Source organism: Stagnihabitans sp. (assembly GCF_964946895.1).
This window is the reverse complement of record NZ_CBBQHX010000037.1, coordinates 1-13,421: the sequence shown is the minus strand read 5'-3', so window position 1 is coordinate 13,421 and position 13,421 is coordinate 1. Positions and strand designations below refer to the sequence as shown.

At 63.0% G+C, this 13,421-nt stretch carries 9 protein-coding genes and 1 riboswitch; of the genes, 7 read left to right on the top strand and 2 right to left on the bottom strand.

The genetic code is table 11. From position 1 onward, the window contains the following. From AC1Y2B_RS18885 to feoB, 6 genes are all read left to right on the top strand, one after another. Nucleotides 1-1,467, top strand: coding sequence for an aldehyde dehydrogenase (locus AC1Y2B_RS18885; RefSeq protein WP_482254671.1), 1,467 nt, complete (start codon nucleotides 1-3; stop codon nucleotides 1,465-1,467). Next, the gene (locus tag AC1Y2B_RS18880; RefSeq protein WP_482254670.1) at nucleotides 1,464-2,621 is read left to right on the top strand and encodes an NAD(P)/FAD-dependent oxidoreductase; all 1,158 of its coding nucleotides are present in this window, start codon (nucleotides 1,464-1,466) and stop codon (nucleotides 2,619-2,621) included. Before AC1Y2B_RS18885 ends, AC1Y2B_RS18880 begins: the two co-directional genes overlap by 4 nt. Nucleotides 2,622-2,632: 11 nt before the next feature. After that, nucleotides 2,633-3,394 carry an SDR family NAD(P)-dependent oxidoreductase gene (locus AC1Y2B_RS18875; protein ID WP_482254669.1) on the top strand — a complete coding sequence of 254 codons (762 nt, stop codon included), beginning with the start codon at nucleotides 2,633-2,635 and terminating at the stop codon, nucleotides 3,392-3,394. Between the two features lie 3 nt (nucleotides 3,395-3,397). Continuing rightward, nucleotides 3,398-3,826: a VOC family protein gene (locus tag AC1Y2B_RS18870; protein WP_482254668.1), complete on the top strand. Its 429-nt coding sequence runs from the start codon at nucleotides 3,398-3,400 to the stop codon at nucleotides 3,824-3,826. A 302-nt stretch (nucleotides 3,827-4,128) separates the two neighbouring features. Beyond that, nucleotides 4,129-4,401, top strand: a complete 273-nt coding sequence (locus AC1Y2B_RS18865; RefSeq protein ID WP_482254667.1) for a FeoA family protein — start codon at nucleotides 4,129-4,131, stop codon at nucleotides 4,399-4,401. A 22-nt stretch (nucleotides 4,402-4,423) separates the two neighbouring features. Further along, on the top strand, nucleotides 4,424-6,298 hold the full coding sequence (gene feoB, locus AC1Y2B_RS18860) for a ferrous iron transporter B (RefSeq protein WP_482254666.1): 1,875 nt from the start codon (nucleotides 4,424-4,426) through the stop codon (nucleotides 6,296-6,298). 12 nt (nucleotides 6,299-6,310) lie between these two features. Here the strand turns inward: feoB and AC1Y2B_RS18855 are convergent, their stop codons facing one another. Together AC1Y2B_RS18855 and AC1Y2B_RS18850 are read right to left on the bottom strand one after the other, a co-directional pair. Then, nucleotides 6,311-7,351, bottom strand: coding sequence for a HoxN/HupN/NixA family nickel/cobalt transporter (locus AC1Y2B_RS18855; RefSeq protein ID WP_482254665.1), 1,041 nt, complete (start codon nucleotides 7,349-7,351; stop codon nucleotides 6,311-6,313). Nucleotides 7,352-7,429: 78 nt separating this feature from the next. Then, a riboswitch (cobalamin riboswitch) is annotated at nucleotides 7,430-7,639 on the bottom strand. 193 nt (nucleotides 7,640-7,832) lie between these two features. Next, nucleotides 7,833-8,924: a TIGR03032 family protein gene (locus AC1Y2B_RS18850; RefSeq protein WP_482254664.1), complete on the bottom strand. Its 1,092-nt coding sequence runs from the start codon at nucleotides 8,922-8,924 to the stop codon at nucleotides 7,833-7,835. A 517-nt stretch (nucleotides 8,925-9,441) separates the two neighbouring features. Here AC1Y2B_RS18850 and AC1Y2B_RS18845 point away from each other — a divergent pair. Further along, the coding region (locus AC1Y2B_RS18845; protein WP_482254663.1) for a beta strand repeat-containing protein at nucleotides 9,442-13,421 on the top strand (3,980 nt) is incomplete at its 3' end.

Below are 13,421 nucleotides of genomic sequence, written 5' to 3'. Positions count from 1 at the left end.
ATGGAGCGGTTTTTCAACACGGTTGGCGGCAAGGTGCAGGCGGCGCGTGCGGTCTTCGAAAGCTTTGATCCCTACACCGGCAAGCCTTGGGCGTTGATCCCCGCCGACGGCGCGGCAGAGGTGGACGCTGCTGTCGCCGCAGCCAAGGCCGCCTTCCGCGCGCCCGCTTGGGCGGGGCTGACGGCCACGGCACGCGGCAAGCTGCTGGTCAGGTTGGCCGATCTGATCGCAGCCAACGCGGACCGGTTGGCCGCATTGGAGACGCGCGACAACGGCAAGCTGATTGCCGAGATGGGGGCGCAGCTGCGCTATATCCCGGAATGGTTCCGCTATTTCGGCGGGCTGGCTGACAAGATCGAGGGCGCGGTTCTGCCCATCGACAAGCCCGGTATGTTCGCTTTCACGCGGCGCGAACCCTTGGGCGTGGTGGCGGCCATCGTGCCGTGGAACTCGCCCCTGATGCTGCTGACGTGGAAACTTGCTCCTTTGCTGGCGGCGGGCAACACGGTGGTGATCAAGCCGTCCGAACACACCTCGGCCTCGTGTCTGGAGTTCGTCAAGCTTTTCGAACAGGCGGGTTTTCCCGCGGGCGTTGTCAATACCGTGACGGGCATGCCGCACGAGGTGGGCGTGCCCTTGGTGCGTCATCCGGATGTGGCCAAGATCGCCTTCACGGGCGGCGAGCCGGGCGGCATCGCGGTCTATCGCGCGGCGGCAGAGGGGTTGAAGACCGTCACGCTGGAATTGGGCGGAAAGTCGGCCAATATCGTCTTTGCCGATGCAAAAATCGAGAATGCGGTGAACGGCGCGGTCTCGGGGATTTTCGCAGCGTCGGGGCAGACCTGCATCGCAGGCTCGCGGCTTCTGGTGCAGCGGTCGGTGCATGATCAGGTGGTGGACGGCGTGGTGAAGCTGGCCGCCACGGCGCGGATGGGCAACCCGGCCGAGATGACGACGCAAGTCGGCCCGATCACCACCCGCGCACAACGCGCCAAGGTGCTGTCCTATCTGGACATCGCCCGCGCCGAAGGGGCCGAAACCGCCCTTGGCGGCAAGTCTCCCGATGGGATGGGGGAGGGCTGGTTCGTGGAGCCGACGATCTTCACCGGTGTGCACAACCAGATGCGCATCGCCCGGGAAGAGGTTTTCGGCCCGGTCCTGTCGATCATCCCCTTCGAGGACGAGGAGGAGGCCTACGCCATCGCCAACGACAGCCCCTATGGTCTTGCCGCAGGGCTTTGGACCTCGGACATGGGACGCGCCTTGCGGGGCAGTGCAGCCTTGGAGGCGGGGACGGTCTGGGTCAATTCCTACCGGGCGGTCAGCTATATGGCGCCCTTCGGTGGCATGAAGCGCAGCGGAATCGGGCGGGAAAGCGGCCAGGAGGCGATGGGCGAATATCTGCAGACCAAGACGGTCTGGATCGACACCGGCGGCGTGATAGCCAATCCCTTCGTCATCCGATGAGCCCGGTTGTGATCATCGGCGGCGCGATCATCGGCAGTTTCGTCGCATGGTCGCTGCGCCGTGAGGGGTTTGCCGGGGCCATCACCGTGGTGGAAAAGGACCCGAGCTATCGTTTGTGCTCCACCGCGTTGTCGGCGGCGGCGATCCGCACCCAGTTCGGCACGCCGGTCAACATCCGGATGAGCCTTTACGCCATCGACCTTTTCCGCCGCCTGTCGCAGGTGTTTGGGGCCGGTGCCGATATCGGCTACCGCGAGAAGGGCTATCTGATCCTGGGCGGGCCAGAGACTGTCGCCGCCCGCCGGGCCGCCGCCGCGATGCAGCGGGCCGAGGGTGCGGATATTCTCGCCCTGACGCCGGATGAGGTCGCCGCCCGCTTCCCCTACATGGCGCTGAATGGTGTCGGTGTCGGCACTTTCGGTGCGACGGGCGAGGGTTGGTTTGACGCGTGGTCCCTGCTGTCCCTGGTCAAGACTGCGGCGCGGGCGGCGGGGGTGACCTATGTTGACGCCGAGGTGACCGGGTTCGATGTGACTGCCGACCGCATCACGGCGGTGCGGATCGGCGATCAGAGCTTGGCTTGCGACACCTGCGTGCTGGCGGCGGGCGCGGCCTCGGGGGGATTGATGGCAAGGCTGGATCAGCCGCTGGCGGTTTCACCGCGCAAGCGGACGGTCTTCAACTTCCGCGCGCCGCTGACGGCGCCGAACTTCCCGATGTTGTTTGACACCTCCGGCATCTGGATCAGACCGGAAGGTGCGGGGTATATCGGCGGCATCCAGCCCCCGGCCGACCAAGACCCTGACGCGACAGGGGATTTCGAGCCGCATCACCACCTTCTGGAAGACATCTATTGGCCCGCGCTTGCCGCCCGTCTGCCCGCGATGGAGAGCCTGCGACTGGAGCGGTCCTGGGCCGGGCATTACGAGGTCAACGCGCTGGACCACAACGCCGTCATCGGACGCCATGACGAGATTGCCAACCTGATCCTTGCCACCGGCTTTTCCGGCCACGGCGTCATGCACGCGCCCGCAGCGGGGCGCGGCGTGGCGGAACTTCTGACTCATGGGGGCTATACCTCGCTGGACCTGTCGCCTTTGGGCTATCATCGCATTCGGTCAGGCCAAGCGCTGACCGAATCCATCGTCTATTGAAGGAAATATCCATGCGCTTTACCGGGAAAGTTGTCGTCATCACGGGGGGCGCGCAGGGCATCGGCCGGGCCACCGCCGAGCGGTTCCTGACGGAAGGCGCCAAGGTGGTCATCGCCGACATCAACGCCGAAAAGCTGGCGGCAACGGCGGCCCAGACCGGTGCCTTGGCCGTCGTCACCGACGTGTCGGACAAGGCGCAGGTCGATGCCCTGATCGCCGCTGCGGTGGCAGCCTATGGCCGGATCGACGTCATGGTGAACAACGCCGGCATCGCCCCGGTGATGGACTTCCTCGACGTCTCATCCGAAAGCTTCGACCGGGTGATCGGCGTCAACCTCAAGGGCGCTTTCCTTGGGACCCAAGCCGCCGCACGGGCGATGATCGCGCAAGGGCAGGGCGGGGTGATCATCAACATGTCCTCGATCAACTCTGGCCTCGCCAACCCGAGTGTCGCGACCTATGCGATTTCCAAGGGCGGGATGAACCAGGTGACCTCCACCGCCGCCGTGGCCTTTGCGCCGCATGGCATCCGGGTGTGCGGTGTGGGCCCCGGGACGATTGCAACCGAGATCATCAAGGGCGCCTTCACGGAACGGGCCGGCATGCACGCCATCCTTGCCCGCACCCCCTTGGGCCGCTTGGGAGAGCCGGAAGAGATCGCCGCCGTGGTGGCCTTCCTCGCCTCGGACGATGCATCCTATATCACCGGTGAGACGATCTATCCTGACGGCGGGCGGCGCATCCTGAATTACACGGTTCCGGTCAGGGAGTAGGCCATGATCTTCGACAAGCTGCATCACGTTTGCATCGTCGTCCATGACATCGACAAAAGTCAGGCATATTATGAAAGCATCGGCATCGGCCCCTGGGTCGCCTATCCCCCGCTGTCGGAATATGTCGATTTGCAGGTGCCAAGCCGCGAAGGCTTCACTGCCATGCAGTACCGCATCTGCAACCTGCCCAGCATCCAGCTGCAACTTTGCCAACCCGACCACAACCCCAGCCCGCAGCGCCAGCATCTGGATGAAAAGGGCGAGGGCGTGTTCCATCTGGGTTTCGAGGTTCCAGATGCAGACGCGGCCGAGGCAGCCTTGGGCCTGCCGGTCAAGATGAGGGGGCGGCGGGCCAATGGCACGGGCTTCACCTATTACGACACGCCGATCGTGACGCTGCTGACGCGGGCCACCAACAAGCCCGGCACGTGATCGGGATGGATCGGGGCGATGAGGCCACGGCTGGCCGATTGCGGATGCAAAGGGCAGCCACGACATCCTGCATCCGCACGCAGGAATGGGGAAAGTGCGGACTGCCGCAGCACTTGGGCGAAGGTGGTTGTGCGACCGGATCTGGCGGATGACCTGACGGGCTTTTGACCGCAGCGGCGGAATGGTCAATGATTTTACGCGGCCATATATCTTGACTGTTTTGCTTTCCGAGGGCTACAAGGGCACGTCGGCGGGACCTACCGCGCCGCGCCCGGGCAATTCGGCCTCAGGAACCTGCCGCCATGTCCTTTCCTGCCCCAGACGCGCCGTTTTGCCTTGGAATGGCGGCCAAGGGGTTTGCAGGGCAGGTCATGGCCATCGTGGTCAGTGATCCGGCATCCAGCCTGTCGCCCGCCGAAATGGAGCGGCGTCTGATCGAGTTGGGGTTTGTCGAGGGGGCGCAGGTGCAAATCCTCCACGAGGGCCTGTTTGGCCGCGACCCCATCGCTGTGCGGGTGAACGGGGCCACCGTGGCACTGCGCCGGCGCGAAGCGATGGCCATTCAGGTCGCCTGATCAATACCAAAGGAATACCGTCATGGCCGATCTTATCGCGACCCAAGAGCTGCGCTTTGCCATTGTGGGCGCACCGAACTGCGGCAAGACTGCGGTCTTCAACGCGCTGACCGGCAGCCGCCAGAAGGTTGGCAACTATGCCGGTGTCACCGTTGAACGCAAATCCGGCCTGGCCCGCACGCCCGAAGGGCGGATGCTGCAGATCGTGGACCTGCCCGGCACCTATTCCCTGCGAGCCCGCAGCCCCGACGAGGAAGTGACGCGCGATGTCGTGCTGGGCACCCATGCGCGTGAGCCCGTGCCGGATATGTTGCTGGTGGTGGCCGATGCGACCTCGCCGCGGTCAGGCCTGCGGCTGGTGATGGAGTTGCGCAAGGTCGGGCGGCCGATGATCCTGATCCTGAACATGATCGATATCGCGCGGCATCGGGGCATCGAGATTGATCTGGCCAAAATGTCGACTGGCCTTGGGATTCCGGTGGTGGCTGCCACCGCCGTCCGCCGAGGCGGTCTTGATGCCCTGTGGCAGGCACTCGATGCCGCCGTGACACAGGGCATTGAACCCGCCGGCACGAACCGTTGGGCTCCGCCGACCGCCGGCGATCTGCGGCAGGGCCATCGCGCGGCGGACGCTTTGATCGCTGCGGCCGTGAAAGAGCCGGCAAAGCCCGATACGCTGACCAACCGGATCGATCAGGTCCTGTTGCACCCGGTGGCTGGGCTGGTGATCCTGCTGGGGCTGATGTTCCTGATGTTTCAGGCGGTGTTCAGCTGGGCCAAGCCGCTGATGGACGGGATCTCGTTCATATTTGACCACATGGGCTTGATCGTTGGCCAGGTGCTGCCCGAGGGCCTGCTGCAAAGCTTCCTGCGCGATGGCGTGATCTCGGGCGTGGGCGGGGTGCTGATTTTTCTGCCGCAGATCCTGATCCTGTTCCTGTTCATCCTGTTGCTGGAGGATCTGGGCTACATGGCGCGCGCTGCCTTTCTGATGGATCGGATCATGGGCGGGGCAGGGCTGCATGGCCGGGCCTTCATCCCGCTGTTGTCCAGCTTCGCCTGCGCCATTCCCGGCATCATGGCGGCGCGGGTGATCGACAACCGCCGCGACCGGCTGACCACCATTCTGGTGGCGCCGTTGATCACCTGTTCGGCGCGCATCCCGGTTTATACCCTGATCATCGCGGCCTTCATCCCGTCGCGTCAGGTGGCGGGTGTCTTCAACCTGCAAGGGCTGGTGATGTTCGGCCTTTATGCGGCAGGCATCGGGGCGGCGCTGGGCGTGTCGGCGCTGGCCAAGCTTCTGTTCTGGCGCAACCAGCCCGCGCCGCCGTTCATGCTGGAACTGCCAGATTACAAGATGCCGCAGGCCCGAGGCGTGCTGCTGGGGCTGGCCACCCGGGCGCAGATCTTTCTCAAACGCGCCGGGACCACGATTTTCAGCATGACGGTTCTGATCTGGCTTCTGGCCACGTTTCCCCGCGCCCCCCTGGTCGCGACCGAGCCCGGCATCCTGTACAGCTTCGCCGCGATGATCGGTCATGTCATCCAGCCGGTTCTGGCCCCGATCGGGTTCAACTGGCAGATCAGCATCGCGCTTGTGCCCGGCATGGCCGCCCGTGAGGTTGCCGTATCATCGCTTGGCACCGTCTACGCCATTCAGGGCGATGGCGGTCTGATCGGCCAGACGCTGGCCCACAGCTGGAGCCTTGCGACTGCCCTGTCGTTTCTGGTCTGGTACATCTTCGCCCCGCAGTGCGCCTCGACCCTTGCGGTGATCCGGCGCGAGACCGGGGGCTGGACCTGGATGTGGGTGACCTTCTTCTACATGTTGGCGCTGGCCTATCTGGGGGCCTTTGTGACCTATCAGACAGCGGTTCTGCTGGGTGCCGGATAAGATGCGGGGCGATCAGACCTCGTCATAGCCGCGCAGTTTGTACAGCGCCAACGAGGCGACCCAGCCCAGAATGAACAGACCGATGATGCCATAGCCCAACAAGCCGAAGCTGTCGTTCAATGCCCCGACGCCATCCCAGAAGGTGCCCGCCAGTCCAAGCTTGTCCTGCACCAGGCCCAAAGTCTCGATCCCGCCAACAAGAACGGCCACCATCACCGACAGCGCCGTGATGGTCAGGTTGTAGTAAAGTTTGCGGATCGGCTTCTGGAAGGCCCAGCCATAGGCCCCCAGCATCAGAATGCCATCCGAGGTGTCAATCAGGGCCATGCCGGCGCAGAACAGCGTCGGAAAGACCATGATCGACCACGGCGAAAGGCCGCCCGCAACACCGGCGGCCGAGATGCCCAGCAGGCTGACCTCAGTCGCGGTGTCAAAGCCCAGGCCGAACAGCAGGCCCAGCAGATAGATGTGCCAATCCCGCTCGATCAGCCGGAACAGACGACGAAAGATCCGCGCCATCAGGCCGCCACCGGACAGCAGCAGGTCGAGGTCGTCTTCTGCCAGCGTGCCGCCGCCTTTGACTTTCTGAAAGCTGCGCCAGGTGTTGATCAGGATGAAGAGGTTTGCACCGGCGAGGGTGAACAGGAAGAAGGCCGAGATCATGGTGGAGGCCACCCCACCTATCGCCCGGTAGGCCTCGAACCCCTGACCCTGCAGCATATGGGCCGTCAGGGCGACGACCAGTGACATCAGCACGACAATGGTGGAATGGCCAAGCGAGAAGAACAGGCCGACCGCGACGGGCCGCTTGCCTTCTTGCATCAACTTGCGGGTGATGTTGTCGACGGCGGCAATGTGGTCGGCATCGACGGCATGGCGCAGGCCGAAGCTGTAGGCCAAAAGCGCCGTGCCCAGCAGCAGCGGATAATCCCGAAAGGCCACGAAGGCCCAAAGCCAGGCCACCGCGTTGAAGGCCAGCAGAAAGCCCATCACCAAGATGACCTTGCGTTTCAACTGGGGCGGGGCGGACGCGAAGATCCGGTTCAGCATCATCTTCCACTTTCTCCCGGACACCCTCCGTGTCGGGTAAAGACCGATGCGCCACGCCAGAGCCCTGGCATGGCTTTGCGGCCATTGGCACGATGACGGGCAGGTCTCCTGGCTCGCGGGTCTATCGACTTGTCCGGCCTTCCCGGTTTCCCAGTGGCATGTCGGACAGATCGTCGCCGCTTACAGTTGCGGGGGCAGCCACGGATCAGGCCCCTGTTGGGTCATCCCTACCGTGTTCCCTATTACTCCATCAGGCTTGGCCTGATTGGAACCAGTCGAGGTGCAGAAGTACCCAGCGGCCCGCAGTTGTCCAGACCAATTGCGACCCATCCGGGCCAGGATGCGGCGAAAGCAGGCGGTCCGTTTCGCCGCGTCACCTGTGATCGGCAACTCCAAGACCTGTCTGCCTTCGTCCGCCGCAAGCGCGGGCCAGAACCTTGGTGATCATCCTGTCAGCGGGCGGGCAATGCCTGCCGCCGGTCATTCAGGCCAAGGCGGGATGTGCCGCAGCCTTGGGCAGCTGCGGAGCCACCGAGATCATGCGGTTGATTTCGGTGCCTTTCAGGCCGATGGCCTTGGGGTTGCGGATGCCGGGCAGGAAGGCGACGTCGAACAGTTCGTCAATCACCCCCTCGATGCGGACCCATTCGACGACCGCGCCACTGCGCGTGTCGATGACCAGAAGGCCGGTGCGGGCATCGACGTCATGCGCGCGCAAAGCCTCTTCCAGGGCCAGTCCGCCAAAGGTGCGGTTCTCGCGGGCGCGGGACAGGCCCACCACGGCGTAGGGGCCGGCAAAGGTCAAACCCCGGGCATAGCCGGGGCAGAAGGTGACGGGGCGAAACTGGCCATCCTCGATCCAGCCGAATTCGCCGCTGCCCGAGTTCAAAAGCCACAGCTTGCCGTCATGCAGCCTGGGCGAATGCGGCATCGACAGGCCCGCGGCCACGACCTTGCCCGAGGCCACCTCGACCACCACCCCGCCGTCGCGTCGGCGGTCGCGCCAGCCATCCGCGACATCCGATCGCGACACACAGGTCACATAGCGCGGTGTGCCACCCTCCATCGCGAGGCCGTTGAGGTGGCAGCAATCCTCTGGCGCCAACTTTCGGATGAACGGCGGCTGCCACAGGGGGCGAAAGCTGTGACCTTCGGCCGTTGTGGCAAGGCAGTTGAACAAGGTGTTGGCAAAGACCGGCTGACCCTGCGCGTCCAGGCCCACATCATGGATGTCGATGTCGCCGGTGATCCAGGTCTGGTGCGGGGCGTAGAGGGCGTCCGTGTCCCCATCGACGGACCCGGCCGGAAGAAGATTGTCGAAACGGTAAAGCTGGATTTCCGTCGCAAGATACAGCGAGCGGGCATCCTGCGACACCGCAAGGCCCATGCAGCGCGGGAACGAGCGGTCGAAGACGGCCAGCGATCCATCGGGCTTGGCCCCAAGGAAGAACACCTTGCCACCCTGATAGGTCGTGAACGCCAGCGACCCGCCCACCACTGACAACCAAGACATGAACCCGCGTGACGTGGTCAGCGCGAAGGCGGGCGTTTGGTCGGCAGGGACTTCGGATGTCATGGCGCGCTTTCCGGAAGGGTGTATTTTGCACTACGCCTGCACGAATTAAGTTGTCAATCTTTGCCTTGCATTGAATTGGACGAATGGCGCGACACCCAAGGAAAAGACAGGGTTTTGCGAAAGTATTTCACGATAAACGAAAGTTTATAAAATGGTACAACCGTATATTCTTGGCCCCCTTATTTGCAATTTCATGGCGGCCGGATTAAAGCGTCATGTCAAGCTCTTTGAATACACTTCATCTCCGACTAACATAAATAGTTAACTATATCAGTATCTTACATATTTCTCATGGTTATCCACTTGTGCCACACAAGTGGACGGCAGAGCGAAAGTCTGGCTTGATGGATTTGAACGACTTCTGTTGACGCATTGCCGATCTTCGGTGGGGTTTGCGAAGTCGCCGTCCATAGATCCGTAGCAGGATCACATATGAACCAGGGCTGGGGGTTTGCTTGACTCTGCGGTGCGCCGCACGGGTGGGGATCCTTTGGCACGCAAGGCACAAGAGGCGTGAATGACCTATCAACTCGGCAACCTGACTTCGGATCAAGGCTTCACGATCTTCGGGGAAAATGCCTTTAGCTATGCCGGCATCAGCGTCCACTCGGCCGGCGACGTGAATGGTGACAACATCGCTGATGTAATCGTCGGGTCTATGGGGACGGCCTATGTGGTCTATGGCACGACTTCGACCACGCGGGCCGATATCGATCTTAACAACCTTGCCCCGTCAGACGGCTTCAAAATCTCTGGTACAGGCAATGCATATTTCGGGTACACTGTTTCTGCTGCGGGTGACGTCAACGGCGACGGCTTTGCTGATGTGATCGTGGGCGTTCCATTTGAGGGCAATGGCTTGGGAGCCAGCGCTTATGTGGTGTTTGGTGCGGCGTCTCAGCCGGTTGGCGGTGTCGATGTCACGACGATGACCGCGGCCCAAGGGGTCCACATTGAAGCGGCGGCAGTCAACGCTACCGATAGCTGGATAAGTGTGTCGAATGCCGGTGACCTGAATGGCGACGGCTACGATGATTTGATCATCGGGATTCCCACCGTACAAGGCTACCAGGGTGCGGCCTATGTGGTCTCTGGCCTCGCTGTGACGAATGCGTCGAATGGCGTGATCAATCTTAGCGCATTGGCTAACGATCAGGGCGCGGCGATTTCCGGCGCTGCCTTTGGGGCGGCGCAGCTTGGGGTCAGCGTCGCAGGCGGCGGGGACTTCAACCATGATGGCCACCCTGATTTGCTTATTGGTATCCCCTACCTGTCAGCGGCTTACGTTCATGCCGGAGGCGCACTGCTGCTGAACTCCCAAAATTTTGTGGCCAGTGCGTTGATTACAGCGACGGTACCGTACGAGAACAGCGGGCGCAAAGTTGCATTTGTAGGTGATATCAACGGCGATGGCATAGATGACATCACTCTCAGCAACAAAGATATGGGCGGGTACGGCGATCACGGCGGTATGGTCTACGTTTTGTACGGCAATACGGCCCTTATGGGACCAGCGGGTAGCCACGTTGCTGAAGTAGGCTTGAACATGCTTCCGGCCGATGGCTTTGTCATCGTCGGCGGTCAGGATTGGGCCCAAGCTGGCATCAGCGTCTCTTCGGCGGGCGACTTCAACGGCGACGGCATTGGTGACCTGTTGGTGGGTGCCATCGGCGTATATGGAAATACCGGTGCAGCTTACATCGTCTTCGGGGTTGACGGAGGCACGCGCGGCCTACTTGATCTGAGCCAGCTGAGCCCCGATCAAGGCATCCCCCTGTACGGCACCAACGACTCCGAAGCAGGCTTCAGTGTTTCTGCGGCGGGAGATGTCAACGGCGACGGCTTCGACGATATCATTATCGGCGCGCGGTTTAACAGCTACGATATCAATAATTCTTATGGCAATTCAGGCAGCGGCTACGACATCGGCGCGGCCTATGTGGTCTATGGCTCCGGGACGACCCCTCCGCCGCCGCCCGCCGTGAACACGATCACCGGGACGAATGGCGGCGACGCGCTTCTTGGCACTTCGGGCGTTGATGAGATTTTCGGCCTTGACGGCAACGACGTCATCGACGGCAATGGTGGCGATGACACGATGCACGGCGGTGCGGGGAACGACAACTACACCGTCGACAGCGCAGGCGACGTGGTGATCGAGGCGGCGGATGAAGGCAATGACTATGTCAATGCTTGGATCAGCTACGCATTGACCGACAACGTCGAGAACCTGAACCTGCAAGGGTCCGATGGGATCAATGGAACCGGCAACGGGCTGAACAATCAACTGATCGGCAACACGGGAAACAACGTACTGGATGGCGGGGCCGGGAATGACATTCTGATCGGCGGCGATGGCAGTGACACGATGATTGGCGGCTTGGGTGATGATGTCCTTGTCGTCGATAGCAATGGCGATGTGGTGATCGAAGCTGCTGGTGAAGGTAATGACCGTGTTGTCGCGTCGATCAGCTACACACTGACGGACAACGTCGAGAACCTGACGCTGACGGGGTCATCTGCGATCAATGGGACGGGCAATGCGCTCGACAACCAATTGACGGGTAACTCCGGCAACAACGTGCTGGATGGCGGTGCGGGCAACGACACGATGATAGGTGGCGCCGGCGACGACACCTATGTCGTCGACGCCGCTGGCGATGTGATCACCGAGATGACGGGCGAAGGCACCGACCTTGTGCAATCGTCGATCACCTTCACACTGGTCGACAATGTCGAGAACCTGACCCTGACGGGATCGAACGCAATCAATGGAACGGGCAACGCGCTCGACAACCATTTGACAGGTAACTCCGCGGCAAACGTGCTGGATGGCGGTGCGGGCAATGACACGATCACCGGCGGTGGCGGCAATGACACGATCAACGGTGGCGATGGCGTGGACTATGCGGTCTATGACCAGAACCGCGCTGATGTGTCAGTGACCTACAACGAGGCAACCGGTACCTTCACTGTGACGTCGGCGAATGGTGGGACGGATACTGTATCGAACGTCGAAAATTTCCGATTTGCGGATGGTGATGTCAGCGCTTCAGCATTCACGGGAACCCTTCTGGACGGCACCAACAACACTTGGACGGGCACGGGGCTGGATGATCAGGTCCATGGTCTGGCCGGGAATGACACGCTGTCTGGGCTTGACGGCAATGACACGCTTTATGGCGGAGACGGCAATGACAGCCTTTCGGGGGGGGCTGGCAATGACAGTCTGGAGGGCGGGGCTGGCAACGACACTTTGCTGTTCGGGGCGGGCGATGACACGGTGCATGGCGGTGACGGAAACGATTTCATCGATGATGTGGTTGGCGGCGCGCTGGCGGGGGCCAATCTGATTGATGGCGGTGCGGGCAATGACACTGTCTGGGCTGGCAGCGGCAACGACTCGCTGTGGGGCAACGACGGCGCCGACCGGCTTTCGGGCGAGGCCGGGTCGGACGCGCTGTTTGGCGGTGACGGCGCCGATACGCTCGACGGGGGGTCGGGCAACGACAGTCTGGCGGGCGGGGCGGGCAACGACAGCTTCCTGGTGTTGGCGGGAACCGACACGGTCACCGACCTTGGCGGCAGCGATGTGCTGACCGTGGCCGCGGGCGCCACGGGGAACGCCGCCTTGGCGGCGGCCTGGACGGCCACGTCCGCCACCAGCAATGCCGGCCTGGCCATGCTGACCACGGCGGGCTATGCGGTGAACCTGTCGGCCGCGGCGGGCACCCTGGGCTACAGCGTGACCAACACCGGCGCGGCCACCAGCCTGACGGGCTCAAACCTGGCCGATACGCTGATCGGCGGCACGTCCAATGACACGCTGGCGGGCGGCGGCGGCAACGACAGGCTGGACGGGGGGGCTGGCAATGACAGCCTCACCGGAGGTGCGGGCACGGATACCTTCGTGATCGGCAGCGGCACCGACACCGTCACCGATCTTGGCGGACAGGATGTGCTGACCGTCGCCTCTGGTGCCAGCGTGGTGGCCACGGTCGGGACGGTCTGGTCGGCCGGCGGTGCCACCCTGAACGCCGGCAGTGTGACGCTGACCACCGAGGGCCATGCCGTGAACCTGAGTGCCGCAAGCGGACCGAACGGCTACATGGTGACCAACAGCGGGGCTGCGACGACGCTGACCGGCTCGGGCCTGGCCGATACCCTGATCGGGGGCGCGGGGGCCGACACGCTGGTCGGCGGCGCCGGCAATGACAGTCTGAACGGCGGCCTTGGCAATGACGTTCTGGTCGGGGGCGCGGGCAACGACAGCTTTGTGATTGCGGCCGGGACCGACACGGTGGCCGACCTCGGCGGCGGGGATGGCCTGTCGGTTGCCTTTGGCGCGGTGGCACATGTCGCCGTGACCGCCGCCTTCACGGCGACCAGTGCGATCACGAACGCAGGCACCGCCAGCTTCACGACCGCGGGCCTTGCGATCAACCTTGCCGCGGCAAGCGGTCCCGTGGGCTATGGCCTGACGAACATCGGGGGCGC